26 protein-coding genes are annotated in these 25804 nt (G+C 58.7%); 13 read left to right on the forward strand and 13 right to left on the reverse strand.

Going from position 1 to position 25804, the window contains the following annotated elements:
• Positions 1-14 precede the first annotated feature (14 nt).
• On the reverse strand, positions 15-485 hold the full coding sequence (locus ACXAH0_RS11570; protein ID WP_475174691.1) for an Lrp/AsnC family transcriptional regulator: 471 nt from the start codon (positions 483-485) through the stop codon (positions 15-17).
• 199 nt (positions 486-684) lie between these two features.
• Between ACXAH0_RS11570 and ACXAH0_RS11575 the strand changes: the two genes are divergently transcribed.
• The 3 genes from ACXAH0_RS11575 to ACXAH0_RS11585 are packed head-to-tail and all read left to right on the forward strand — an operon-like array spanning position 685 to position 3633.
• A complete protein-coding gene (locus ACXAH0_RS11575) occupies positions 685-1680 on the forward strand; it encodes a mitochondrial fission ELM1 family protein (protein ID WP_475191363.1) in 996 nt (331 codons plus the stop codon).
• A gap of 57 nt (positions 1681-1737) precedes the next feature.
• Positions 1738-2706 (forward strand): thioredoxin-disulfide reductase, encoded by a 969-nt coding sequence (gene trxB, locus ACXAH0_RS11580; RefSeq protein ID WP_475174695.1) that lies wholly within the window; start codon positions 1738-1740, stop codon positions 2704-2706.
• Positions 2707-2736: 30 nt separating this feature from the next.
• Positions 2737-3633 (forward strand): LysR family transcriptional regulator, encoded by an 897-nt coding sequence (locus ACXAH0_RS11585; RefSeq protein ID WP_475174697.1) that lies wholly within the window; start codon positions 2737-2739, stop codon positions 3631-3633.
• 516 nt (positions 3634-4149) lie between these two features.
• On the opposite strand, the gene ACXAH0_RS11590 is transcribed toward ACXAH0_RS11585, so the two are convergent.
• Both ACXAH0_RS11590 and ACXAH0_RS11595 read right to left on the reverse strand, forming a co-directional pair.
• Complete coding sequence (locus ACXAH0_RS11590) at positions 4150-4716, reverse strand: hypothetical protein (protein WP_475191366.1); 567 nt, start codon at positions 4714-4716, stop codon at positions 4150-4152.
• 106 nt (positions 4717-4822) lie between these two features.
• Positions 4823-6886: an elongation factor G gene (locus ACXAH0_RS11595; RefSeq protein WP_475191369.1), complete on the reverse strand. Its 2064-nt coding sequence runs from the start codon at positions 6884-6886 to the stop codon at positions 4823-4825.
• Between the two features lie 377 nt (positions 6887-7263).
• Here ACXAH0_RS11595 and ACXAH0_RS11600 point away from each other — a divergent pair, with 377 nt between their 5' ends.
• Positions 7264-7557, forward strand: a complete 294-nt coding sequence (locus tag ACXAH0_RS11600) for a hypothetical protein (protein WP_475191370.1) — start codon at positions 7264-7266, stop codon at positions 7555-7557.
• 72 nt (positions 7558-7629) lie between these two features.
• On the opposite strand, the gene ACXAH0_RS11605 is transcribed toward ACXAH0_RS11600, so the two are convergent.
• From ACXAH0_RS11605 to ACXAH0_RS11615, 3 genes are all read right to left on the reverse strand, one after another.
• Positions 7630-8109: a DUF992 domain-containing protein gene (locus tag ACXAH0_RS11605; RefSeq protein WP_475191372.1), complete on the reverse strand. Its 480-nt coding sequence runs from the start codon at positions 8107-8109 to the stop codon at positions 7630-7632.
• Between the two features lie 256 nt (positions 8110-8365).
• Complete coding sequence (locus ACXAH0_RS11610) at positions 8366-9565, reverse strand: pyridoxal phosphate-dependent aminotransferase (RefSeq protein ID WP_475174708.1); 1200 nt, start codon at positions 9563-9565, stop codon at positions 8366-8368.
• 222 nt (positions 9566-9787) lie between these two features.
• Entirely contained in the window at positions 9788-9997 is a 210-nt protein-coding gene (locus ACXAH0_RS11615) for a hypothetical protein (protein WP_475191376.1), read from the reverse strand.
• A gap of 123 nt (positions 9998-10120) precedes the next feature.
• Between ACXAH0_RS11615 and ACXAH0_RS11620 the strand changes: the two genes are divergently transcribed.
• Positions 10121-10621, forward strand: a complete 501-nt coding sequence (locus tag ACXAH0_RS11620) for a PAS domain-containing protein (protein WP_475191379.1) — start codon at positions 10121-10123, stop codon at positions 10619-10621.
• A 404-nt stretch (positions 10622-11025) separates the two neighbouring features.
• Complete coding sequence (locus ACXAH0_RS11625) at positions 11026-12357, forward strand: methyl-accepting chemotaxis protein (protein WP_475191382.1); 1332 nt, start codon at positions 11026-11028, stop codon at positions 12355-12357.
• A 255-nt stretch (positions 12358-12612) separates the two neighbouring features.
• Here the strand turns inward: ACXAH0_RS11625 and ACXAH0_RS11630 are convergent, their stop codons facing one another.
• Complete coding sequence (locus ACXAH0_RS11630; RefSeq protein WP_475191386.1) at positions 12613-13761, reverse strand: hypothetical protein; 1149 nt, start codon at positions 13759-13761, stop codon at positions 12613-12615.
• A 269-nt stretch (positions 13762-14030) separates the two neighbouring features.
• On the opposite strand from ACXAH0_RS11630, the gene ACXAH0_RS11635 reads away from it, so the two are divergent.
• Both ACXAH0_RS11635 and ACXAH0_RS11640 read left to right on the forward strand, forming a co-directional pair.
• Positions 14031-14336 carry a hypothetical protein gene (locus tag ACXAH0_RS11635; protein ID WP_475191389.1) on the forward strand — a complete coding sequence of 102 codons (306 nt, stop codon included), beginning with the start codon at positions 14031-14033 and terminating at the stop codon, positions 14334-14336.
• Between the two features lie 66 nt (positions 14337-14402).
• The gene (locus tag ACXAH0_RS11640; protein WP_475174715.1) at positions 14403-14645 is read left to right on the forward strand and encodes a hypothetical protein; all 243 of its coding nucleotides are present in this window, start codon (positions 14403-14405) and stop codon (positions 14643-14645) included.
• Between the two features lie 119 nt (positions 14646-14764).
• On the opposite strand, the gene ACXAH0_RS11645 is transcribed toward ACXAH0_RS11640, so the two are convergent.
• Positions 14765-15073: a helix-turn-helix domain-containing protein gene (locus tag ACXAH0_RS11645; RefSeq protein WP_475174718.1), complete on the reverse strand. Its 309-nt coding sequence runs from the start codon at positions 15071-15073 to the stop codon at positions 14765-14767.
• 126 nt (positions 15074-15199) lie between these two features.
• Between ACXAH0_RS11645 and ACXAH0_RS11650 the strand changes: the two genes are divergently transcribed.
• Positions 15200-16666 carry a helix-turn-helix domain-containing protein gene (locus ACXAH0_RS11650; RefSeq protein ID WP_475174720.1) on the forward strand — a complete coding sequence of 489 codons (1467 nt, stop codon included), beginning with the start codon at positions 15200-15202 and terminating at the stop codon, positions 16664-16666.
• Between the two features lie 24 nt (positions 16667-16690).
• Here the strand turns inward: ACXAH0_RS11650 and ACXAH0_RS11655 are convergent, their stop codons facing one another.
• The 5 genes from ACXAH0_RS11655 to ACXAH0_RS11675 are packed head-to-tail and all read right to left on the reverse strand — an operon-like array spanning position 16691 to position 21506.
• Entirely contained in the window at positions 16691-17377 is a 687-nt protein-coding gene (locus tag ACXAH0_RS11655) for an aspartate/glutamate racemase family protein (RefSeq protein WP_475191390.1), read from the reverse strand.
• Between the two features lies 1 nt (position 17378).
• Positions 17379-18218, reverse strand: coding sequence for an ABC transporter permease (locus tag ACXAH0_RS11660; protein ID WP_475191392.1), 840 nt, complete (start codon positions 18216-18218; stop codon positions 17379-17381).
• A gap of 2 nt (positions 18219-18220) precedes the next feature.
• Positions 18221-19168: an ABC transporter permease gene (locus ACXAH0_RS11665; protein WP_475174726.1), complete on the reverse strand. Its 948-nt coding sequence runs from the start codon at positions 19166-19168 to the stop codon at positions 18221-18223.
• Positions 19165-20457: an ABC transporter substrate-binding protein gene (locus ACXAH0_RS11670; RefSeq protein ID WP_475191394.1), complete on the reverse strand. Its 1293-nt coding sequence runs from the start codon at positions 20455-20457 to the stop codon at positions 19165-19167. Before ACXAH0_RS11670 ends, ACXAH0_RS11665 begins: the two co-directional genes overlap by 4 nt.
• A 59-nt stretch (positions 20458-20516) precedes the next feature.
• Entirely contained in the window at positions 20517-21506 is a 990-nt protein-coding gene (locus tag ACXAH0_RS11675) for an ABC transporter ATP-binding protein (RefSeq protein WP_475191397.1), read from the reverse strand.
• 251 nt (positions 21507-21757) lie between these two features.
• Here ACXAH0_RS11675 and ACXAH0_RS11680 point away from each other — a divergent pair, with 251 nt between their 5' ends.
• The 4 genes from ACXAH0_RS11680 to ACXAH0_RS11695 all read left to right on the forward strand — a co-directional run bounded on the left by ACXAH0_RS11680 (position 21758) and on the right by ACXAH0_RS11695 (position 25783).
• Positions 21758-22495: a GntR family transcriptional regulator gene (locus ACXAH0_RS11680; protein WP_475191398.1), complete on the forward strand. Its 738-nt coding sequence runs from the start codon at positions 21758-21760 to the stop codon at positions 22493-22495.
• A 536-nt stretch (positions 22496-23031) separates the two neighbouring features.
• Positions 23032-23466, forward strand: a complete 435-nt coding sequence (locus ACXAH0_RS11685; RefSeq protein WP_475191401.1) for a DUF3775 domain-containing protein — start codon at positions 23032-23034, stop codon at positions 23464-23466.
• 757 nt (positions 23467-24223) lie between these two features.
• Complete coding sequence (locus ACXAH0_RS11690; RefSeq protein WP_475174735.1) at positions 24224-24349, forward strand: hypothetical protein; 126 nt, start codon at positions 24224-24226, stop codon at positions 24347-24349.
• Positions 24350-24820: 471 nt separating this feature from the next.
• Positions 24821-25783, forward strand: a complete 963-nt coding sequence (locus tag ACXAH0_RS11695) for a heparan-alpha-glucosaminide N-acetyltransferase (RefSeq protein ID WP_475191404.1) — start codon at positions 24821-24823, stop codon at positions 25781-25783.
• Positions 25784-25804: the final 21 nt, after the last annotated feature.

The raw sequence follows: 25804 nt of genomic DNA on the forward strand, positions 1-25804 counted from the left end.
AAACCCGGCTGGCGTCAGCCTTCAATCGGGACGACCGGCTCATCCTTGGTGCGCCGGATTGTCAGTGCCGTGCGCACACTGTCCACATTGGGCGCGGCGGTCAGATCGCGGATGACAAAGTTCTGGAAGGTCTGCAGATCGGGTGAGACACATTTCAGCAGAAAATCCACCTCTCCTGACAGCATGTAGCTTTCACGCACCAGCGGCCAGTTCGTAACCACCTCTTCAAAGGCGATCAGATCCGCTTCCGTCTGGCTGTGCAGCCCCACCATGGCAAAAGCGGTCACATCATATCCGAGCTGCTTTTCGTCCAGCAGCGTCCTGTACCCCTGGATAAGGCCTGCCTCTTCCAGCGCCCGCACCCGGCGAAGACAGGGCGGCGCGGAAATGCCGACCCGGCGGGCCAGTTCCACATTGGTCATGCGTCCGTCGCCTTGCAATTCTTTCAGGATTTGCCAATCGATGGCATCGAGCCGCGCTTTCAATCCTGTCTCCTTCGGACTGTTTCCAAGGGGGCTGCCTGTGGGCAGAGCCGGATCAAGAGGAACGTCCCCTTGCCGCCGGCCAAGGCGCCACGATAACCTGTCTGTGCGTGCCGGATTATGATTTTTTACGCGATTGTGCAAGACTATAACAAAATCGCGCACGATTCAGAAAGTTCACGACAGGGAAACTTCTCCATAAATGCAAGCTGAGCCGGAGACCTTCCCCGCCTCCATCTGGGTCCTGACCGATGGCAAGGCCGGCGATCTCGCGCAATGCGCCGGTGTGGCCGAGGCCCTTGGAGCCCCTTACGAGACACGTACGGTTGCTCCACGCCCGCCCTTTTCCTGGTGGCTGCCTTTCGGACCAACCGACCCGCGCGAGTGGGAAGGCAGGACAAGCAGCCCGATTGCCCCCCCTTATCCGGACATTGTCATCGCATCGGGACGGCGGGCCGCTGGCTATCTGAGACGGATCAAGCGGCGGTCCGGTGGACGCACCTTCACGGTTTTCCTCAAGGACCCCAGAACCGGTCCGAAGGCCGCCGACCTCATCTGGGTTCCCGAACATGACGGCCTGCGCGGCCGCAATGTGCTGGTGACCCCGACCTCGCCTCACCGGTTTTCCGCAGAGCGTCTGGCGGATCTTCGCGCAGCCCCGGCCGTGGAGATCGACGCACTGAAGTCACCGCGGGTTGCGGTCCTGATTGGCGGCGACAGCCACCACCACACCTTTCTGGAGGCTGATCAGCAACGCCTGTTGACCGGCCTGCGGCAGGTGGCCGCTCAGGAGAACGCCCGCTTCATGATCACGGCCTCACGCCGCACGCCCGCCCCGCTGGCCTATGGATTGTCCAGCCTCGCCAAGTCGGGCGGCCATCTATACTGGACGGGACAAACGCCCAATCCGCTCGGCGCTTACCTCGCCAAGGCAGATGCCATCGTCGTGACCGCCGATTCGACCAATATGATCAGCGAAGCCACCGCAACCGGCAAACCCGTCCACGTGTTCCATCCCAGTGGCGGTCACAGGAAAATCACTCGTTTTTTGTCGGCTTTGGACCGGTTGGGCGTGACACACCCCTTCCCAGGACCGCTAAAAACAACTACCTACGAGCCGATAGACGCAACGCCGATCATTGCCGGGCGCATCCTTGACGAGTTCTCGGCCTTCCGGCAGCACCAGACGACCACGTGACCCTTCCCGGACCGAAGGGGCAGGCTGACACAAGAAGACGAGGAAAAAGGTGGCCTCATGAGCACGGAACACAGCAAGCTTTTGATCATCGGCTCCGGCCCGGCCGGTTATACCGCCGCCATCTATGCCGCCCGCGCCATGATCCAGCCGACACTTGTTGCTGGCATCCAGCCCGGTGGCCAGCTGACCATCACCACAGATGTGGAAAATTATCCGGGCTTTGCCGATCCGGTCATGGGCCCATGGCTGATGGAACAAATGCAGAAGCAGGCAGAAAATGTCGGCACGAATCTGGTCTATGACACCATCGTGAAAGCAGACCTCTCCCAACGCCCGTTCCGCCTGGAAGCCGACAGCGGCACCACCTACACCGCCGATACGCTGGTCATTGCCACAGGGGCCCAGGCCCGCTGGCTCGGCCTGCCGTCCGAACAGGACTATATGGGGGCCGGCGTGTCGGCCTGCGCCACCTGCGACGGCTTTTTCTACCGCAACAAGGATGTCGTTGTCGTCGGAGGTGGCAACACGGCGGTCGAAGAAGCTCTCTATCTCGCCAATCTGGCTTCAAAAGTTACCCTTGTGCACCGGCGCGACAGCCTGCGTGCGGAAAAGATCCTGCAGGACCGGCTGTTCCAGAACCCGAAAATCGAGGTGGTCTGGGACCATCAGATTGATGAGATCCTGGGCGGCGGCACACCCAAGGCCGTCACCGGCGTGCGGTTGAAACACACCAGCAGCGGCGAGACACGGGAGCTGGCGACGGACGGTGTCTTCATCGCCATCGGCCATGCCCCTTCTGTTGAGCTGTTCAAGGATCAGCTGACTTTGAAACCCAATGGCTATCTGGAAACGGCCCCGGATTCGACCAAAACCTCCATTCCGGGCGTGTTTGCCGCCGGGGACGTGACCGACGATATTTACCGCCAGGCGGTAACCGCCGCCGGCATGGGCTGCATGGCCGCACTTGAAGCGGAAAAGTTTCTGGCCGAACATGAAGCGGCATCCACACAACAGGCGGCCGAATAAGGCCGTCTGAGGTTGAACGGAGGGGCTCGCATGGACTGGGACAAACTACGCATCTTTCATGCGGCGGCGCAGGCCGGCAGTTTCACTCATGCGGGCGATACCCTGCATATGAGCCAGTCAGCCGTCAGCAGGCAGGTCAGCGCCCTGGAGCAGGACCTGGGCGTAGCCCTGTTCCATCGCCATGCCAGGGGGCTTTTGCTGACCGAACAGGGCGAACTGCTCTACCGGACCGCAAGCGACGTGCTGATGAAGCTGGAATCCGTCCAGTCCAGCCTGACGGACAGCAAGGAAAAACCATCCGGTGTCCTCAGGGTGACCACAACTGTTGGCCTTGGCTCCACCTGGCTCACCTCACGCATCAAAAATTTTATCGACCTTTATCCGGAGGTTGACCTGCGCCTCCTGTTTGACGATGACGAGCTGGATCTAGGCATGCGCCAGGCAGATGTGGCCATCCGCCTGCGCCAGCCGACCCAGCCGGACCTGATACAACGTAAACTCTTTACCGTGCATTTCCACGTCTTCGCCGCGCCGGAATATGTGCAGCGCTTCGGGGCGCCAACATCGATTGAAGACCTGGATGATCACCGCATCATCACCTTCGGGGAGCAGGCCCCTGCCTATCTGCGCTCCATGAACTGGCTGGAATCTGCCGGAAAACCCACCGGCGAGACCCGGCGCTCCGTGTTGAAGGTCAACAATATCGTTGCGATCCGCAGGGCTGTTCAATCCGGTGTCGGCATCGCCATGCTGCCGGATTACATTATTGACCACACTACGAATGCGGTGCCCGTCCTGACCGAGCAGGAGGATAAGGTGCCTTCGTTCGACACCTATTTTGTCTATCCGTCCGAACTCAAAAACACCGCCCGCGTGACGGCCTTCCGTGAATTTCTGCTGTCCAGCGCGGAAAAGTGGACCTATTGAGGTTGCCGCGGCGTCAGACCGCCAAACGGCCCAATTTCTAAGCAACGTGAAATCAGACGCTTTGTTAAGCAAACCCGCCTTCGAAGGCGGTATCCAAAATTTTTTTAGCCTGCTTGTCTATTAAGCTCAGGTGAAAATGTCGAAATTAAACTCCCTAATAGACTGTTTTTAAAGGATTTTAGACATTTCGCGCAGAACTGGCAGAGAGCTCTGCGTAAAACGCATATCAGAATTGCGCGCCTGCCACTTGTTTATGCAGCTTGTGCACCGCATATAAGCATCACTGTTGGTCACACGGACATCACGTCCTCCTCCCAGTGATGTTCTGACCAGCTGTTCCCCTCTGGAAGGTGATTCCACTGTTTTCAGTGAATCAAATCAAACTGCCGGGTCCTTGGGCCCGGCATTTTTTTTGCCTGAAAAGCAGATGCCGCGCAAAAAGCGCCTGTCCTAACAGGCGCTGAAACGCCTTTGCCCACCCCCCCTGCACTCAAGAGCAAAACGTTATGACGACGGTCACTTTTGCCTCCACTCACCCAGCACACCCTGGTCCTGATGCGGCAGCACCCCTTGCGTCCAGCCGGTCCCGGCGTACCGCCCCGATACATACCAAAAAACCAGACAGCCAAGCAGGCTTGGAACGGAGAAAAACAAAAGGTCAAAACTCAAAACGAAGTCTCTTTTATCACTTAAAATATAAACGACAAAACACATGATAAAAAACGCACAAATCAAATGAAAACAAAGGCTTCTTATGGATAAAACCTCAGAAATCACAACGAATAAGATGAAGGGGACAATTGTAAAAATTACAATCCAGAGACACAAAACAAAAACCATAAAAGAAACTAAAAATATTATATCTAATACTTCATGCTGATGAGTCGATTTAGATAAAAAAATCCAGGGAATCAAAAGGGAAAAGGCAGCAACAACGCAAGCCAAAAGATAACCTTTGAATATTCTCAACGTTGCCAAATAAGCCCCCTTAACTGAAACCGGCTGTTCGTTTTGCCGGATCGATACGCCTTCAAAGTATTGGCAACAAATGAAACAAACCTTTGCAGAACGGGCTTGAGGCAAGTCACGTTTCAGCGGATTTGACTTGCGCAGGCTGAAATCAGGGAGTGCAACGCAAAAGAGGGACCCAAAGAGCCCCTCTTTGCGTCACCGTCCAGGACAAACCACCTCAGGCGGCCTGTTTGCCGGAGCGCTGCAGCGCCAGTTCCGCCGCCTTTCCGGACAGCTCTGCCATATGATCAAACTCGGACGTATAGCTGGCAACCCCGGCGGTCGCTGATCTCAGCTCCACAATCAGGTCTCCGATTTCCGCTTCTGGCATCAGCGCCTGCACCTCGTCCCAGCCGGGCCAACCGGGCCTGGCATCAAAGCCCAGAAGCTGGCCCCGGCGGGCGGAGACAATGGCATTGACCCGCGCCGTGGTCTCGCTCGGGCAGACCACGGCCACCTTGTGGATCGGCTCCAGCAGGACCGGTTTGCAGTCGGGCAGGCCCTCGCGGATTGCCAGAATACCAGCCATCTTGAAAGCCTGATCGGAACTGTCCACCGAATGATAGGACCCATCCGTCAGGCAGACAGCCACATCCACGACCGGAAAGCCCAGCGCCCCCCGCTGGAGCGCTTCCAGTACCCCGTCCCGGACGGAGGGAATATATTGTTTGGGCACCACCCCACCGGTGATCGTGTCGGTAAACTGGACGCCTTCGCCCCTGGGCAAGGGCGTAATCTCAAGAACCGCATCCCCGAACTGGCCATGGCCGCCCGACTGTTTCTTGTGGCGTCCCCGCACCTTGGTTTTCCCGCGTATTGTCTCCGCATAGGGCACATGCGGCGTGCTTGCAGAAACCGTGAGGCCGTATTTTCCCGCAAGCCGCTCCTGGGCAACCCGCAAATGCATTTCCCCCTGCCCCTGGAGCAGGGTTTCAGCCGTGGTCTGGTTCTGGCTGACCGACAAGGACGGATCCTCTTCCTCCAGCTTGGCCAGGGCGGCCGACAGGCGCACCTCATCCTTGCGCTGGGCTGCCGCAACAGCGGCGGCCAGCACCGGCGGGCGGGGCACCAGCGGCTGGCTTGAGCGTATCGGCCCCTCTTCATGGCTCAAGACATCTCCGGTCATGACATCCTCCAGCCGCCCGAGGGCCACCAGATCCCCCTTCCGGGCGGCTGGGATCTTGCTGGCATGCTGCCCCAAAATAGAAAAGAGCCCGGACACCTTCACCTCTTGCCGCCCGTTGCGGAACAGACTGTCCCCATCCGACACCTCTCCTTCCAGAATGCGGGCAATGGAGAGTTTGCCGCCATGCTGGGTGTGCAGGGTCTTGACCACATGAAGCAGCGCACGCTGTCCGGCTTCTGCAAGACGGTGTTTGAGCACATCCACACCAGGCGCCTCATGGCGCAGCGCCTTCAGAAGACGGCCCACCCCGTTGCCATGCTCGGCAGAGCCGAAAAAGACCGGACAGATCAATCCGTCGCGCATGTCCCTGACCAGATCGGCAAACACCAGATCCCGATCGGGGGCGATATCCTCCAGCAGCGCCTCCATCAGATCATCATCGTGATCGGCCAGGTGCTCAAGCATGGTGAACCGCGCCTCGTGTTCGCGGGTCCGGTCTTCGCTGGACATGTCGATCCGCGTGCTCGGCTCCTTTTCGTGATAGACATGAGCCCGTTCCAGCGCCAGATCGATGAAGCCGGTCGCCTGCCCGTTCTCCCAGATCGGGATCTGCCGCAAGACCAGCGGCACAGCGGAAGCAGGCTGCAGCAAGCTCAAGACATCGCGCACCCGGCGGTTGCTCTTGTCGATCTTGTTCAAAAACAAAACCCGCGGAATGGCGCGGGCTTCAAGGGCTTTCAGGATCAGCTGCAAGGCTGGCACCTTGCGCTCATCATCCTCCGCCACCACGACGGCAAGATCAGCGCCGCCAAGCACACCGTCCATTTCGCTCAAAAATTCCACCGAACCGGGGCAATCGGCAAAAACAAACCGGTCTCCCAAATACTCCGCCCCGGCGATATTGACCTCAACACTCATGCCATGGGCCCGCGCCTCCGGCGAAGCGTCTCCAACCGTATTGCCATCTCCAACCGTCCCCTGCCGGGCCAGATTATCCGTTCGGGCCAGCAAGGCCTCCAGCAAGCTGGTTTTGCCGCTGCCAAAGGGTCCGACAAGGGCAATGCAGCGCGGCGTTGCGCCGGCAGCAGATCCCTTTTCTTTTGTAGTGTGTGCCATAATGAGCCTCCCGTTGTGAACGAGGAATCCCTCGGTACAACGCGGCAAGGCCGTTGGACGCGGGCTGCCGCGTCTCGCCCCGATTTCTTGCAGGCCCTGTACAGGCCAGACGCGCCAAGCCTGAAACGGGCCGGACGGCCGGGGGCGCCCAGGTATCGTCGCGCCGTTTCAGGGGCAAAAGCAAGGGAATCTTACGCCGCAGTGCAGCAATACCGGACTCCTTGCGCCTGCCCCATTTCCCGGGCAAGCTGGCCAAGCTATCCGTAACGGCAGATCTGTCATCACAAAGGACCTGAGACATGGCCAAGCTGCGTCGAAGAAAATTCCCTCAGAGCAGGAAGCTGTCGACCGTCAGTCAATCTGAAGCCGCCAGATGCATGGCCCTGCCGGCCATGCTTGTCTCCGCTGCCCTTGGCGCCCTGCCCGCACAGGCACAAAGCACCCAACTGCGCGGTTTGCCGGAGAGCGGCTCCTCCCTGCTGCCTTCGGCCCAGCAGCAGCTCAACCAGAATTTGACCCGCCAGAAAACCGACTTCACCATTCAAAGGCGGATCGACCAGATCAACCGGCTCAACCGGACCGAAAACCTCAACCGGCAGAGTGTGGAGCGGGCCAGACGAGCCGCCCAGGACGCGGCCTGTGAAACCCCGCCCTGCACCGGGAAACGATGACAAACCCCGCTGCCCGCCGGGCAGAAGCTCCAGCGGGCAGACGGTCCTCCCGTGTGAAAAAAGGGCTTGCTGTTACTTGGAGGCTTCCAGCGTCAGCTTGCTGACACCGAGGGTCAGATTGGTGCCCGTCTGGCTTTCCAGACTGAACGGATTGAGGGCAATCGACCGGTCCAGCCCCCCCAACAGGGCATTGGCCTTGAGGCCCGCGCCAAGGCTCACCCCCGCCGTCACACCGCCATAGGTTCCCGTCAAGAGGCCTGGTTTGTGGTTCGCCGAGGGAGCCAGAACGCCCCAGACAAGCTCGGCATTGCTGGTCTTGCCGATATCAAGACCATAGTCGCGGATCTTGCCGTGATACGGCTCGGCCACCCCGCCATCGGCCGGGGCAAAGCTGCAGCTGAGCTCCGCAGAAGACCCGACCAGGAAGCTGTGCTCTCCTTCCACCTGGCAGCTGAGTTTCCCGATTTCAATCTTTGGATTGACCGCGGCCGCCTGGGACGGGACTGCCAGAAGACACAGGGACACCGCAAGCACCAGACATTTCAAACGCATTGACTTCACTCCATTCTGCTGGGGCTCCTCAAACCTTGGCGCACTGGAGAGACGCCCTGGTGCAATGGATCAACCGGGACCGGAGCGTATGTGAAGGGTCAGGCGTTTCAAGGCCGGAGCAGACAGCATGTGGGAAGCCATCACGTCAAAATCTGGGCGGACCTGAATTCGCCCCTCCGGCGCGGGCCTGCCCTGTGTCAGCCAACAAAAAAGGCGGCCGAAAGCCGCCCTTTTCCAGCTCAGCTGCCAACGCAGCTTATTTCAGATTGCCACAGAACCGCTGAATGCGGGTGCAGGCTTCTTCCAGCGCTTCCGTCGAGGTTGCATAGGAGATCCGGAAATTCGGGCCCAGCCCAAAGGCGGAGCCGTGGACAACAGCAACACCTTCGGTCTCCAGAAGCTCGGTGACAAAATCCTCGTCGCTTTCGATCACCTTGCCGGACGGCGCGGTCTTGCCGATGGTGCCAGCGCAGGACGGGAACACATAAAACGCCCCTTCCGGCACTGGGCAGCTGAGGCCTGTGGCCTGGTTCAGCATGGACACCACAAGATCCCGGCGCCCCTTGAAGATCTCGTTGTTTGCAGGGATGAAGTCCTGCGGACCGGACAGGGCTTCCAGCGCCGCCCACTGGGCAATCGAACACGGGTTGGAGGTCGACTGGGACTGTACCTTTGCCATGGCCTTGATCAGATCGGCCGGTCCACCGGCATAGCCGATCCGCCAGCCGGTCATGGCATAGGCCTTGGACACACCATTCACCGTCAGGGTGCGCTCATACAAGGACGGCTCGATCTGGGCCGGCGTCGTGAATTTGAAATCGTCATAGACGAGATGCTCATACATATCATCCGTCATGACCCACACATGCGGATGCTTCACGAGCACCTCGGTCAAGCCCTTCAGTTCCGCTTCCGTATAAGCGGCTCCGGACGGGTTGGACGGGGAGTTGAAGATCAGCCATTTGGTGCGCGGCGTGATTGCCGCCTCCAGCGCCTCCGGCGTTATTTTAAATGTGGACTTGTCCGCTTCCACGATCACCGGCTCGCCACCTGCCAGCAGCACCATGTCCGGATAGCTCACCCAGTAAGGTGTCGGCACGATCACCTCGTCGCCCGGATTCAAGGTGGCGATCAGAGCATTGTAAAGCACCTGCTTGCCACCCGTCCCGACGGTGATCTGGCTGGTGGTGTAGGTGAGGCCATTTTCCCGCTTGAATTTCTCGACAATTGCCGCTTTCAGCTCCGGAATACCATCGACGGCAGTGTATTTGGTCTTGCCGCCATTAATGGCGGCAATGGCAGCGGCCTTGATGTTTTCCGGGGTGTCGAAATCCGGCTCGCCAGCGCCGAGGCCGATCACGTCGCGGCCTGCGGCTTTCAGCTCGCGCGCCTTGTTGGTGACGGCGATGGTCGCAGAAGGTTGAACACGCGCCAATGCGTCAGCAAGAAAGCCCATAAGATCCTCCAGAGGGAAACGGAATTAACAGCGCGCGGACCGTAGAACCGCGCGCCCTGGAAGACAAGACTTGTTTGTAAAATGACGCCGGGACGGACAGGCCCCTTGCAGGCCCCTTGACGCTTCGATCCCCCGCGCCCGGACTTACTACCAAGCCCAGTTGCTGCTGGCTGCAGACCATCCAAGCGCGGTCACATGGGGCATGATCAGTTGTGCTGGGTATTACTTGCGCTCGAGCGTTTCCAGCATCGTCTTGCACTCTTTCAGAAACGCGCTGTCCTGGAGCCGGTCCAGCAGGTCTTGAATGGTGACCGCTGCGTCGGAAACGGAATTTCCGTGATTTTCCAACCGCTGAAACTGATCTGCAAGTCCAGACGATGTCTTTTCCTTGAAGAACCCACCCGAAACGCCTTCGTTGAATTCCTGAAACATATCAAACTCCGAGCTGTTTGGCTGCAAGATGGGCGAATTCTCTTAAGAATGCGTTTATTTTTGCCGCTTAAATTTTATGAGGTGCAGGAAAGGCCGATCTAAGCCACGCAAGCAGGTTAACAGATGGTTTATTTTCAAAAGGGCTACGATATTGGAGACATTCCCAATCTCGATCTGATCGTGAGAATGGCAGAAGGCCTGAAAACCGCAGTCGTCATCACCGGCCCGCAGATTGACCGGCCCGGGCCCTATATTGCCTATGTGAACCCGGCCTTTTCCCACATGACCGGCTTCGACAGGACCAGCGTGATCGGCAAGTCGCCGCGTATTCTGCAAAAAGGCGTCAAGCGCACCTCCTTCTTCCGAGGCATCACTCAGGCGCTGAAACTCCGGAAACGCTTTCACGGCGTGCTGGAAAATGCGCGCTCAAACGGCGATCTTTATTATTGCGAGGTCGACATCACCGCGCTTTTCGCTGCAGATGGAACCGCTGGCGGGTTTCTGGCTTTTGAGCGGGAAGCCATCCGGCGCAAGGGGCGCCCGTCTGCCGGCAACGCCAACCGGTTCACCCCCTTGCTGCCGGAAACGCAAAACGAGATCCCCGGAGCCTTCGGGGACGCATGACACGCTTCATGCCCACCCCAACGGAGTGACATCGGCCTGATGGGGCCGGTCTGCAAGCACCGGCGCGCGCCCCCAAGGCCTTCCTGTCCACCCTTGACAAGATTATCAACCCAAATAAAAACATGTATAAAATTTGAAAAACCACAATTTCTACTTGGTGTAAGAAAATTTTTTAATGGTTTTAATTTTTCTTATTCTCATTAGGGATCGATTAAATTTTTAAGGGGATCGTCAAGAAACATAAATTGGGAGAGAATTGCATGACAAGCGTGTTTTCGACTGAAAAACTATTCGGAAGGAGCGCATTCGACGCCACGTCGATAATTGATAATCTTCCCATTGCTATTATGACGTGCGAGCTCGACGGGTTTTGCATTGACTATGCGAATGAAGCCTCGCACAAGATGCTGTCGAGCCTCACCCATGTTCTGGATCTTGATCCGGACAAGATTGTCGGCACCTGTATTGACCGGTTCCACAAGGCGCCGTCCCATCAGCGCAAGCTGCTCTCCAACCCGTCAAATCTGCCTTTTGAAACGCAAATCACACTCGGGGAAGAGTATCTGGACCTGAATATCTTCCCGCTCTTCAACTCCAAGGGAAAATACTACAAAGCCGCTCTTGTCTGGGCGGTCGTGACGGAGCGCGTTCGCGCGGAAAAGGAGCAAAAGCGGCTGTTGCAGATGATCGACAAAATGCCGATCAACGTGATGACCTGCGACCCGCAGACCTTTGAAATCAACTACGTCAACCAGACCAGCATCAACACGCTTGCGCCCCTGGAGCAACACCTGCCTGTCAAGGCCTCTGAACTTTTGGGCCAGTCGATCGACATCTTCCACAAGAAGCCCGAGCATCAGCGCAAGCTTCTGTCCGATCCGGCCAACCTGCCCTGGCGCGCCAACATCCGGGTCGGACCGGAAGTACTCCGGCTCGACATTTCCAGCATTCAGGACGAGCACGGCACCTATCTCGGCCCGATGCTGTCCTGGTCGGTGATCTCCGATCAGATCGCTGTCGCAGAACAGGTGACAGAGGTTGTCGGCTCCATGAACGGGATCGCCGACGGGCTCGTCTCGACCTCGACAGAACTGATTTCCATCGCGGAATCGGCCAAGTCGCAGAGCACATCCGTAACCTCTGCCGCCGAAGAAATGACCGCATCGATCGCGGAAATTTCCGACCGCATGAACCAGGCTGCCGAAATCTCCAAGGCGGCAATCTCCCGTGCAGACGATGCATCAAAGCAGATCGAAACCCTGAAATTGGCGTCAGAGCAGATTGGCTCTGTCATGGGCACAATCCAGTCCATTGCGGACCAGACCAAACTGCTTGCCCTCAACGCAACCATTGAAGCGGCCCGGGCAGGAGACGCCGGACGGGGCTTTGCGGTCGTTGCCGCTGAAGTCAAGGAACTGTCCGAGCAGACCACGTCGGAAACAGACCAGATCCGCAGCCAGATCGAGACCATGCAGCATGAGACGAATGAAGCGCTAACTGTGATTGAAACGATTGCGAAGGTGATCGCCGAACTGGATGAACATGCGGTTGCTGTGGCGGGCGCCATGACCGAGCAGCAGGCCGCAGCCCAGGAAGTGGCGCGCGCCATTTCAGGGGTCACGGAGGCCAGCACCTCAACGGAGACCTCCGCCCGCTCGATTGAGTCCATTACCCGCGAGATGGAAGGTCTGAAATCCGCCAACGAGGACATTCAAAGGTTCTTGAACGACCGCTGAGCCCAGCAAGGCAAGCACACAACAAGAGAAAAGGGCGGTGCAGGTGCACAGCCCTTCAGCCCCTCAGCCCATGTTCCCAGCCACACCTGACAGGGCCCCGGCGGCCCCGCCCCGGACGGCTACCGCCGTAGCGCTTCCGTGGAGACCCTGCACCAGAGTGTCCGCCCCCAATTCCTGCGAGAAAGCTGCGCCGTCAAAAGCCTGGGACCAAACACCTTGAAACACGGCACTCACGTGGAGCGCCGCCAGCGCCTGTCAGCTGCGCGTTTCCAGGATCAGCTTGGGTTCCGCCTTGTCCTCGTCGATCAGGCTGCACTTGAACCGCTTTTTCTTGGTCTGGCCATTGAGGATATTGACCGGAACCGACAGGGGCACATCCGAGGCCTGTTTGGCCGCGCCCAGAAGCGACTGAAAGCTGTCCGCATGCAGCAGCACCTCCGTCACAGGCTGGACGTCCAGGCTTTCCGGGGTCAGGTGATAGGTCTTCATAGCCGCCTTGTTGGCTGCGATGATCATGCGCGACTGGACATTGATGACCAGAATGGGCGCACTGCAGATTTCAAACACCTTGGCGAAATCAACATCACCGCCCACATGACCTGCGGAAAACAAGACCCCGCCGACAGATCCGCCGACGCGGAAATACATGGCGTCGTAGTTAAGTTCGAGACTGTCACTGGTGGCCAGAAGAAACTTGCCCCGCCCAGTCGCGCTGGCCCGGCGGGTCAGAGCGGCCAGAGCCAGGGAGACGATGGTCCGGCCTACCCGGTTCTGGATATGGGCAATGTTCCGCCCCAGGATCAGCCGGGCATCCTCGATCTGGAAACTCTTCAAAAAGCCGTCGCTGGCAAAGCGCACATAGCCGAAATTGTCGATCAGAAGCACAACCCGGGTGGAGGAGGCGACGAAGTGTTGCAGGATCGGCGCCAGCCCGAGCACAACCTTGCCCGGATTGTCATCACTCTCGCCAATGGAGGGAAAGCAGATGGCCAGAATGCGCCCGTCCGGCAGCTCATAGCGGTAGGCCACAATCGGAATGCCGGGGATACGGTGATCCGGCCCGCCGCCCACGTCGAACGGCCCCGACTGACCGTCCCGTATGGCCCCTTGCACAAGCCGCAGAATGGTCTTCCGGTCTTCCGGCGACAAATGCCGGAGGGCTTCATTGGAAGGGGCTTCCTGAAGGTCTTTGACTTCGCTGCTGAAGCTCTGGCTGCCGACCTCATGCCACAAGATGGCCTTGCGGCTGATATCAGCGATAAAAAACTGCAGCCCGGCCAGAGAGAGGGCCGGACCTTCCTTGTCCCCCTTATAGGGTTCCAGAACCTTTTGTGCTGGCTCCGGAGCGTCACCGGTGTCTGCTGGCTTTTGGGCTAAGGCGCGCTGCGCCGTGTTGACTGTCATTCCCTGCCCGACCTGTTTGAAACGTGATCTCCCGGAGATAAATCATGCCGCGAAAAAGCAAATAAAGATTAAAACCTGAGGCGAAAATCAGCACGACCGGTAGCCTGTCACCGCCCAAAAACGCTGATGTCTTGAGTATTGCAGCACTGTCCGGCCTGGCGAAAATGCCTCAAAATTGTCACGAAATTTCGCAGCTATGCCCGAATGCAGTCGGCCTGGAGGCTCAATTTTCCATCAGTCTGGATTTTGGAAAGACGATGGAGGTCCCCATGCGCCATTGGACATCGACGGCCAATCATGTTGGCGAAACTCAGCCAGGCTTCGGCCCGGCGCTGCTGTTCCTGGCGGCAGCGGCTCTTTTGACCCTGATGTCTTTGGCCGAAGCGTCGGCCGCCGCCCTTCCCCTTGTCGCCTTTCTGGCCATGGCCGGAGCGACCCGTAGTTTGGGCCTGCGTCTTTGTAACGACCTGGTCCACGCCGGCAGCACCGGCGCATCAAGACCTCAAGACGGTCGCGCAACTTCAGCCAACCGGTCCACGGTCTGGCCTGCAGAAGTGCCTGGAACAAAGAACTAAGAGCCCTTCCTGGGCGCTGCACCCCAGGAACCGGCTCCAGATCCCAGAGAGAGAGACGGCTGACGAATGACAATGGCAGACCTGAAATCCACGCCCCACCGCAAGGACAACGACCGCAGCACCATAATGCGGGACGCCAAACCCCTCTTGCAGGCCATCTTCCTGGGCATTGTATTGGCCAGCGGGCTCGTCGCCGCCGCCGCGCTCGCCAATTCCGACACAGGCAAGGAAATCAGCCGGCACAACCCGTTCCAGAACCGTCTGACCTATGACACCGGGCATTCGGCCACGCCAAATGGCGTCTTTTGAAGCACACACATCCGCAGGATTGCAGCGCACTCCAAGACACAAAACCCCGGCAGAGAGACACCGGGGTTTTGTTTTTTATTGTTGTTCCAGACCGCTGGGGCCAGACGTGCGGTTGCCCTTCAGGCGGCCAGGTGGACCGAGGTCCTGAAAAGGGCGCTGTTGGCAGCGACAATGGCAACGGCATTCATGCGGTTTTTCGCGCCGAGACGTGTAATCGCATTGCGGATATGAACCTTTACGGTGGCCGTTGAGACACCAAGGTCATAGGCAATCTGCTTGTTCACCTTGCCCTCACACAAAAGCAGCAGGATTTCCAGCTGCCGCTGAGTGAGACGGTCACAGACACTTAGCGGCCGCTGACCGCTGGTGGCAGAAGCGGCATGCGCAAGGGAACCAGCCTTGGTGTCGAGGGCAACATGAACAGTCATCTCGGGGTCCAACTTGTAGCGTTTCCAATTTTTATGGACCGACTTTCCCTCAATCGCATCATGTTGTAAAATGTTAAAAAGCGTACTAAATATTGCTAAATTTTAGCAATTTACCAATGGACCGCCATGAACAGGAAGCTCTATTCCGGCCACACCTTGCGCCAGATCCGAACCGATCTCGGCCTGTCCCAGACCGACTTCGCCAAGAAAATCGGCCTGTCCACCGCCTATGTGAACCAGATCGAAAACAACAACCGTCCTGTCACCGCCTCGGTGCTGATCACGCTCAACCGGACCTTCGGCATTGATCTGGCCGCCTTTGAGAAGAACGATCTCGACCGGCTGGTGCAGGATCTGGAAGAGGTGTTCGCCGACACGCAGTTTCACAATGCAGATGTCAGCCGGCAGGAAATCCAGGAGCTGGTCACCCGCGCCCCTTCCGTCACGCGGGCGATCATGGATCTTTATGGCGCCTTACGCGGCTATCACGACCGGGACGTGCTGGAAGATGACCTGGTTCAGATGAGTGGCGCCGAGGACCAGGGCACAGGCGTCCAGAAGTCCGCCTATGACGAGGTCCGTGACTATTTCCACTATACGGACAACTATATCGACAGCCTTGACCGGGCCGCCGAGAAGCTCTCCTATGAGATCAGCCTGCACACTTGCCAGAGCAAGTTTGACCGGCTGACCGCCTGGCTGCGCAAACGGTTTGACATCACCGTAGACCAGACCCTCGACGATCCGGACACCTTGATCCGGCACCAGGATTATACGCGGACCATCTCGATCTTCCGGGCCATTCCTCAATCCACCAAGAACTTCCTGCTCGGCTCCGTCATCGCCGAATTGTGCGTGAGGGACCTGATCGGCGAAGAAGTCAAACGCGCCAATTTCCGGAGCGGGTCCGCGCGCAGCATCGCCACGCTCGCCCTGCGCAACTATTTTTCCGGCGCCCTGCTGCTGCCCTATGACGACTTCCTGCGCACAGCCACAAAATGCCGACACGACATCCAGTTTCTCGCCAACCACATGGATGCCAGCATCGAGACCGTCTGCCACCGGCTATCGACCCTGCAGCGCCCCGGTGCAAAGGGACTGCCGTTCTATTTCGTCAAGATTGACCGGGCCGGAAATGTCGTCAAACGGCACAGCGCCACACGCTTTCAATTCGCGCGGTTCGGCGGCTCCTGCCCGCGCTGGAACGTGCATCAGGCCTTTGAGCAGAATTCAGGAAAATTCACAGCCCAAGTCGCCCAGATGCCCGACGGGGTCGAATATCTCTCGATTGCCACCAGCATCACCAAACACCAGGCCGATTACCATACGGGCGAGCGCCGCTATGCCCTCGGGCTCGGCTGCGAGGTGAAATATGCCGATGCGATTGTCTATGCCGACGGGCTGGCGGTGACAGAAACGGCCTCACCGGAGCCCATCGGCGTCAACTGCCGGATCTGCCCCAGAGATGACTGCGACCAACGCGCCTTTCCCGCGATCGGCAAGGAGCCCTTCATCGATCCCGCGCAGCGCGGTATCCTTCCTTACCGGGTGAAGGAAGCTGAGCAAAAAACACTCGGGAAAATGGATGGCTGAACGTCCTTGACCCGAACGGAGGCTCTAGCGCGCGGCTGCCGGAAGCATCACCTCTGCCAGACGGACCGCCGCCGAAACCCCATCGACAACCGGCACCCGAAATTCCCGGGACAGAGTGCCGGCCAGACCAGCCATGCCCGCACAGCCAAGGGCAATCGCCCCGGCGCCATCCTTTTCAACGGCTGCGGCGATTTCACCGCGCAATTTGCCTAAGGTTGCCTCGCTGGCCTCTTCCAGTTCCAGGACCGGAATTTCGGAGGCCCGCACGCTTGCGCAGCGCGGGGCAAGGCCCTGGACCTGCAGATTGTGCGTCAGAACAGGCACGGAGACCGAGAGGGTCGTCACAACGGAAAACCGCTCCGCCTGCAGCGCAGCCAGGTGATAGGCCGCCTCCCCGATCCCCAGAACCGGAATGGACAGCGACGCCTTGAGATCCCAGAGCCCGGTGTCATCGAAACAGGCAATCACTAGTGCATCATAGCGCTGGCCGGAGGCGAGCGCTTCCCCCACCAGCGCAAACAGTCCGGGCAATGCCGCAGCCCCATCTTCCGGCCCCTGAATGGCGGCGGGTCCCGACGGCGGATTGATGGCCGTAATCCGCGTGCCTGGCCCCGCCGCCGCTCGGGCGGCCTCCCCGATCTTGCCGGTCATGGAAACCGTTGTGTTCGGGTTGATGATCAGGATGTGCCGGCTGCCAGGCGCCCCAACCATCTCAGACCAGCCCTTTGCCCGCATCCGATCCCTGGCGTGCCTGCCGCCGGCGCAACAGCGCAAAGCCGGTCAGGAACGACCCGATGATCAGAAGCGAAAACACGGTGGTCAGCGTGCCGAGCGCATAGAGAACAGGCGACGTGACATTGGTGGTCATGCCGTAGATCTCAAGCGGCAGCGTGTTGTAGGACCCGCTGGTCAGAAGCGTTCTGGCAAATTCATCATAGGACAGCGTGAAGCCGAACAGGGCGACCCCGATCAGCATGGGCGCGATGATCGGCAGCACCACATGCCGCACGGTCTGCCAGGAGCTGGCCCCAAGGTCGCGCGCGGCTTCCTCATAGGATTTGTCAAACCGGTTGAAGACGGCAAACATGATCAGCAAGCCAAAGGGCAGCGTCCAGGTCAGCTGCGCTCCGAAGCCGGAGGTCGCCCAGTGCACTTCCCAGTCCAAAATGTTGAAGATCAGGCCCACCCCGAGCGAGACCAGAATGGAGGGAATGATCAGGCTGGCCACGATAATGTAAAACAGCAGGCTGGATCCGCGGAACCGGTTGCGGAACGCCATGCCGCCCATCACCGAGACCACAACAGTGACCAGCATAACCATAAGCCCCAGTGCAAGGGAGCGCCGGAACGACCCCCAGATGTCGCCAACCGCCTGCTCCTGAAACAGGTCATAGAACCAGTGCAGCGACACCCCGTTCATGGGGAAGGTCAGCCCGCCATTCGGCCCCTGGAAGGACAGAATGCCGATGGTGACCACGGGTCCATAGAGAAACAGCAGGAACAAGGCAAAAAAGGCAGCGAGCACATAAAAGGAGCGGCTTCGTTTCTCCATTCTCACAGCTCCTTTCGAATGTCGACAAAGCGCATCATGATGCCGATCATCAGGAGCACGGTGCACAGGAGCACGACGGAAGACGCCGCTGCAGCCGGGTACTGCAGCAGAGAAATCTCGTTGGAAATGATCCGCCCTACCGACGCGCTCTGGCCGCCCGACATGTGCCGGACGGTGATGAAGTCGCCCATAACCAGCGTGACCACAAAAATCGAACCGATCATGATGCCCGGTTTTGCCAGCGGCAGGACCACATTCACAAGGATCTGAAATCCGCTTGCGCCCGCATCCCGCGCAGCTTCGATCAGGGATTTGTCGATGCGCATCATGGTGTTGAAGATCGGCACGACCATGAACAGCGCATAAAGATGCACAAAGGCCAGAACCACGGCAAAGTCGGAATAGAGCAGCCACTCCAGCGGCGCGTCGATCACTCCGAGTTCAAGCAAGGTGGAATTGGCAATGCCGTTGCGCCCCAGAAACGGGATCCAGGAAATCATCCGGATGATGTTGGAGGTCCAGAACGGTATCGTGCACAGCAAGAACAGCGCGATCTGCATGGGCAGGGTGCGCACATGAAAGGCCAGGAAATAGGCCACCGTGAAGCCGATGGCGGTGCAGAACACCCAGGTCAAAGCCATGAATTTCATGGTCTTCAGATAGGTTTTCCAGGTGACCGGGGATGTCAGGTGGAAGACATAGTTCTCGAAGATGAAATCGGGAAAAAACGACCACTCGTTGTAATTCCAGAAGCTGACCACAACGATGATCGCGATTGGCAGCAGCAGAAACAGCCCCAGAATGCCGACCAGCGGTGTGACCAGCAGCCAGCTCACACGCTCCGCCCGTTGTGCCGGATCAAGGCGGCGGCGGGCCGGTTTGGCCGGACCGGACGAGGGGGCCCCTGCCCGGCTGTCCGCCGGGCAGGTTTCGACATGCGCTTTTGTCATGCTGCGATGAACTCGTTCCATTTGCGGACCATGTATCGGTTTTCGTCCATGACCGCGTTCCAGCAGGCCACAGCACCCATGCGGTCGTAGAAGGAGCCGCCATCGCGCACGGCACCGGCTTTTTCCATGACATCTCCAAACGGGTTGACGATGTCCTCGGTCGCCGCCTTGCCCTCGAACCAAAAGCCCCATTCATTGTCGGACATGTAGTTCTTGGAGGTTTCCGGCACGGCGGAATAGTAGCCCTGACGCATCAGGAAGCCGCCGACCCAGCCGTCGAGATACCAGTTGATATATTCGTAGGCCGCCTCCAGCTCCAGGCCGGACAGGTTCTTGGACAGGCCCAGACCGCCGCCCCAGGACCGGTAGCCTTCCTTCAGGGGCTGATAGACACAGGGGATACCCTTGGAACGCACAGCGGTGATCGCCGGGGACCACATGGACTGGATAACCACTTCGCCGGACGCCATCAGGTTGACGCTTTCGTCAAACGACTTCCAGAACGCGCGGAACTGGCCATTCTTCTTGGCTTCGGTGAAGATCGCCATGGTCTTGTCGATCTCTTCGCGGGTCATGTTGCCCTTGTCGCCATATTTGATTTCACCCATGGCCTCACAGACCATAGCCGCATCCATGATACCGATGGAGGAAATGTCGAGAATGGACGCCTTGCCTTTGAATTCCGGGTTTAGAAGTTCCGTCCAGCTTTCAATCGGGCGGCCGATCAGGTCCGGCCGTATGCCAAGCGTATCGGCGTTGTAGATGGTCGGGATCAGGGTCATCCAGCCGGTTTCTTCCGAGGCAAAGGTCTTGCCGTCCGGCCCATCGACGAAGCCGACCGTGTGCGGGGCCGTGCCCTGGGCGATGGTGGACTCAGGCGTCAGCTTGCCGTTTTTGAAAATGCCGACGATCTTGTCGTAATTCTTGATCTTGGACGTATCCATCGGCTGCAGGTTGCCCGCACCCCAGACCTTTTTGCAGATCCAGTATTCAATGTCGGCAATGTCGAAGCTTTTCGGCTGGGTGGCCGCCCGCTGGGTGACGCTGTCACTGTCGAGCGCGGTCATTTCCAGTGTGAAGCCGAGATCTTCCTTCACCTTCGTGGCGACTTCATTCAGGTTCGACACCCCGGTTCCGAACTGGCGCAGCGTGACGTCCTTGATATTCTGCGCCCAGATGGTCGGAAATCCTGTCATGGCTCCGGAGCCAAGCGCGGCGCCGGCAGCCGCCGCACCGCCCTTCAGGATGCTGCGGCGGCTGACGCCCTTCCCGTTTTTCATATCTGTCATGACTGTTACTCCTCGTCCCTTTGAAGGTTGTGCCCTTGTCCCGGGCAGTACGGCAGCGCTCAAGCCGCCAGATTGTGCGCATCTTCCGGCTTCCAGGAGAGGAAGACGGTCGCGCCAATTTCGATCGGATCGTTGAAAAAGATCTGGTCCGGCAGGGCTGCGGTCAGATCTCCCAGAGCGGGTGAGCTGACGGCCACATTCACCGAAGAGCCGAGATATTCGACATCGCGGACACTCGCCTCATAACTGCCACTTGCGCCTCTCGACGTTTCGACACTCAGACGGTCGGCACGGACGGCGACAGCCCCCCCGTCCACCTGGAGCACATTGTGCCCCCCGATGAAGCGTGCGACGAATTCCGTTTCCGGCGTATTGAAAACGTCCTTGGGCGGTCCGGCCTGCTCGATATGGCCACCATTCATGACGATGATATCATCTGCCAGCGCCAGGGCCTCATCCTGGGAATGGGTAACATGAATGAAGGAAATGCCGAGATCCCGCTGCAAGCGCTTCAACTCCAGCCGCATCCGGATGCGCAAAAATGGATCAAGCGCCGACAGGGGCTCATCCAGCAGCAGGACGGAGGGTTCGGTGATCAAGGCCCGCGCCAAAGCCACCCTCTGCTGCTGGCCGCCCGACAGCTGGGACGGCAGCCGCCCCGCATAATCCACCATGTCGACCAGCTCCAGGCGCTCCAGCGCCCGCGAGCGCCGGGTGGCCTTGTCCACGCCGCGCATTTTCAAGGAAAACGCCACATTGTCGGCCACACTTAAATGGGGAAACAGGGCATAATTCTGGAACATCATCGCCGTACCGCGCTTGGCTGGCGGCAAATCGGTGATGTTCTGCGCTCCCAGCAGAATATCTCCGTCGCTGACATGTTCATGACCTGCAATCATGCGCAGGGTCGAGGACTTGCCGCAGCCGGACGGTCCAAGCAGGCAGGAATAGGTCGCCGCCTTGAACCGGTGATTGATCGCATCAACGGCAATGGTGCCGCCATAGCGCTTGGTTGTTGCAATAAGTTCGAGATTTTCAGTCTTGGCCATGAACACACTCTTGGAACCGCAGTATCCCGAGCGTGTTTGCACGTCGCGTGCCAATCTAAAAAAAACGCCGTTTCTTGCGATTTCGAACCTTTAGCGCCACCAAAGACCCCAATTTCGTGCGCAAAAAATAGTCAATTTACATACAACCTGACCAAAAATTGTATACGATCTGATTTGCGATCGAACACAGTGACCTGTATAAATTTCTAGAATACCTTTCACCTGATCCTGTTCCACCCAATGATATTCAAATGGTCAGATCACTGACAGATCCTTCCGGCTTTGGAGCCGCTGCGACGGACGAGACCTTTCAGCTCCCGCCGGGCCGCACACTCGATATTTGCCTGAAGCTGCATACGGCCATTCTGGAACACCGGCTTGCCCCGGGCATGAAACTGTCGGAGGATGAAGTCGGTGAGATTTACGGGGCCAGCCGGACCGTCGTGCGCGCAGCGCTGCAGGCGCTCGCCCATTCCGGCCTGGTGACGATTGCCCGTAACAGGGGCGCCTTTGTTTCCCGCCCCAGCATTCGCGAAGCCCAGGAAGTGTTCGAGGCCCGCGCCCTGATCGAGCCACGGATTGCCCGGCTTGCCGCCGAGGCGGTCAAGCCGCCGGATCTGAAAAAGCTGAAACAGCATATGGATGCGGAACATGCCGCACTGGCCTCCGGCGACAAGGGCAAGGCGCTTGCCCTTTCCGGCGCGTTTCATATTGCCATTGCCGAGATCGCGGACCAGCAGGTTCTGTCACATATGGTGCGCTCTCTCATCTCCCGCTCGTCGCTGATCATCGCTCTTTACTGGCGCCGGGCCGACACAACGTGCGAGAGCCACGCCCACCATGCCCTGCTGAAAGCCTTTGCCGACAAGGACGGCGCTGCGGCGGAAGAGATCCAGAAAAGCCACATCATCGACCTGCATTCCGGCCTGGACCTGCGCGAAGCAAAACAGCCCAACTCCTCGCTCGCCGATGCGCTGAAAGCCGACTGACATCCTGTGCCAGCACCCAAAGCGCCGGGCTCCGGTAAGGGGCCACGGCCAAGATTTATGGCCCAAAGTGTGTGGCCCCAGGGGCGAAGCCAAAAGGGCGCGGAGCGCAGCCCCCCGCGGGCTTAACGGCACGTCCAATCACGCAGCTTGAGTGGAAAAGAGGACCCGGGCCCACGCCTGTCGCGTGAGCACCGGGTCTGAAGTGCCCGGTCCGCCCCGGTAGCCGACATTCCTGTCTTTGCCCGCCCCAAAAAAAGCGCAAAACGCTTCCCCGTGAAACGTAAATACCTTAGGGGCCCGATAGGGTTTGATGCGGGTCAAGGACAGAAAAAATTTCGTCGGACAAGTAAAGCAAGAGCGGTATGCCCCTGCAAGAGACTTTGCCAGGGCGACGTTCACCTGTCCGTCAATTAACTCGATCCGAGTTTAAATATAAGAATTTCCGTTGATAACCTTGGGGAAAGTTTCGAGATGGCGAATGAAAAGGAAATCGCTTGATGACCATTGCCAACAGAGAAATCAGGACCGATAAAGAAATGGCAGGAATGTCGGAGGCGGCCATGGAACTGAACCTTTCTCTTTCGGCGGATACGATCCGCATGCTCGTACAGAAAACACGCGCGGCCGCATCTGTGATGCGCGACACATTCGAGGATGGCCATGAGGGCGAGGTTGAATTTGATACCGAAACGCTTGAGGAAGGCCACAATCACGACGGCCTGGCCGAAGAAGAAAATGACGACCTGTCCGATGAGGAAGTGCGCGAGCTGATCGAAGACCTCAACGTGGATGAAGCTGCCGAACTGGTGGCGGTTGCCTGGATCGGCCGCGGCGATTTTGAGGCCGAAGATTTTGCCCAGGCCACCAACGAAGCCCGCGAACGCGCTGTCGGCTCGACCGCCACCTACCTGCTTGGGATTCCCCTTCTTGCCGACTATCTGGAAGCCGGGCTCGACGCTCTGGATCTCTAGAGTCCAGCCCTTGGGCTGGCAGAAGCGTTCGTCCGGACTGCAGTGAGAGACCGGCACTGGAGACAGAAGAAAGGTCTTGTCTTCCGGTACCTGCGTTAAAATACGGTCCCCGGCATCACATAGGTTGAAGTCAAGATCCGTTCCGCCGGTCAGGAGCAGTCCCTTTTGTGGCGCTTCGAAAAGAAATGCCCCCCCATCACACTCAATGGCGCATTTCAGGTAGTCACCACCCGGTGCGCAAAACACATCGGTTTTCTGGGCCAGTCTCTTTCCTGGTGCAGGTCGTGACCTAGAAAAGCCACGGCATGAAAGCGTTCCGCGGTGTCGCGCGACCTGGACAATGCGCCACATCGCCCTGCGACACGCACCTTGCTGAACGCTCTCATGTCGCGGTCGAATAGGGCCTCATACCAACCTCAATAGATAGAAAGGGCTTGCGTCTGGCCCCTCCGTGGCTCGCCCTGTATCTGCCCCCATCCGTGATGGAAACCCCACACCCCGGAACAAACCGCCCTGGCACACAAGCCTGCGGCCCGCAGAGAAAGAAAGCGGCCTCGGGCTGCCCCCTCCGAGCAGTAGATAACGCTCCGCGTCCAATAGGTTGCAAAGGTCAACAGGCAAGACGTTGTTTTGTCGGATACTCCACACCTGAATGTTTTTCTTGGGAAAACAAAAGCGGAGACCATTTCTGATCTTTTCGAAGACCACAATTTGTCTCACTGTCGCCCCACTTCATGGTGGTAGGGAGTTGAGGGCAATGCTGCAAGATCCAGCGAACCGCGATGCGTTTACCGCACACCGTCCGTCTCCATGGCCCTATGTGGGCGCTATGATCGGGGCGACCGCTCTGATTACGGGCTTGGTCATGGCCTTTGGCAGCTGATACCGGGCACAGCATTTCAAGCGCCTGTTCCTGTAGCGCTCAAGCGCGGGGCAGCCCCGGCCCGGAGAAATGGGGAATGCCCATTCAGGCACCTTTTTGCTGCCGCCCGGGTTACGTCCCCAATACCCATCGCAACTGATAGGGTCCGTTCAGATGGGTCTCTATCACTTGAGTTGGGTATGTCCCCTGCTTTCATGCGGCCTTCAGTGCATGCCGCCCCGCCCAGAAGATAGCCTTTTTTCGCTGTTCGGGACCGGAAACCTGCCAGGGTTCCCGCACTCTCACGCCATGAAAAGACCCATTTCGTCTGCGACCTGACAGCGTGTTATAAATCCGTCCCTGAGAGCAAGGCGCATCGTATCGGGTTTGCCTTTCGCTGCCTGAAATCACAGGTTTCAACGCGAAAGACAAAACGGTTTGAATCCATATGAACGCGGCATGCTTGAGCCCACAGATCAGGAAAACCTGAATATGCCAACAACACGTTTGGCCGTGCCGGATCTGGCCCGCGGTCTCGCCGTCGTTGCCATGGTGATCTATCACCTGTCCTGGGATCTTTACTGGTTCGCCTTTGTCGACTGGCCGGTCGCGCAAGGGCCGGGCTGGCGCGCCTTTGCGGCCATGATTGCAGGCAGCTTCCTGTTTCTAGCCGGGTTCAGCCTTGATCTTGCTCATCACCGGTCTCTCCGCTGGCACGCCTTCTGGCGCCGTTTTGCAGTGATTGCGGCGGCAGCCGCTGCCGTCTCGCTAGTCACCTCCTTTACATTCGGCAGTAGCTATGTCCGCTTCGGCATCCTGCATTGCATCGCCGCCAGCAGCCTCATCGCCTTGCCCTTTCTGCGCTGGCAGCTCCTGCCAGCCCTGGCAGGTGCCGTGTTCTTTCTGACCCTGCCTTTCTGGGCAAGCTCGTTTATATTCAATGGCCAGCTCTGGCTCTGGACCGGACTGGGCACTCCGGACTTTGGCAGTGTCGACTATGTGCCCCTTGCCCCCTGGACCGGTGTCTGCCTGTCCGGGCTGGCCGCCTCCAAAGCCTGCAGGCGCTTGGCTCTCTGGGACAAGATTTCAGCGCTCGCGTTTGAGGGCAAGGCGGGCCGCAGCATCCGCTTTCTCGGCCGGCATTCCCTGCCGATCTATCTGCTGCATCAGCCGCTGCTTTATGGCCTTGTCTGGAGCCTGTCCCTGCTCGCCCCGCACCATGACCGGGCCGCAGATGCTTTTGTGCAGAACTGCTCGGCCAGCTGCCAGGACACGCTGGGAGCGCCGGATATCTGCGAAGAGGCCTGCAGTTGCACCCTCTCCTTTCTGGAAGCCGACGGCACCTGGACCCTGCTGACATCAGACCCCGCCAATCAGAACCTCAGATCCCGCATGAACGAGCAGTACAAGGCCTGCCTGGCCGACCCCGCCATGCGGCCGCCCATTGTCGACTGATATCAACCTCAATAGATAGAA

The organism is Roseibium sp. AWQ4_290, from assembly GCF_056160985.1.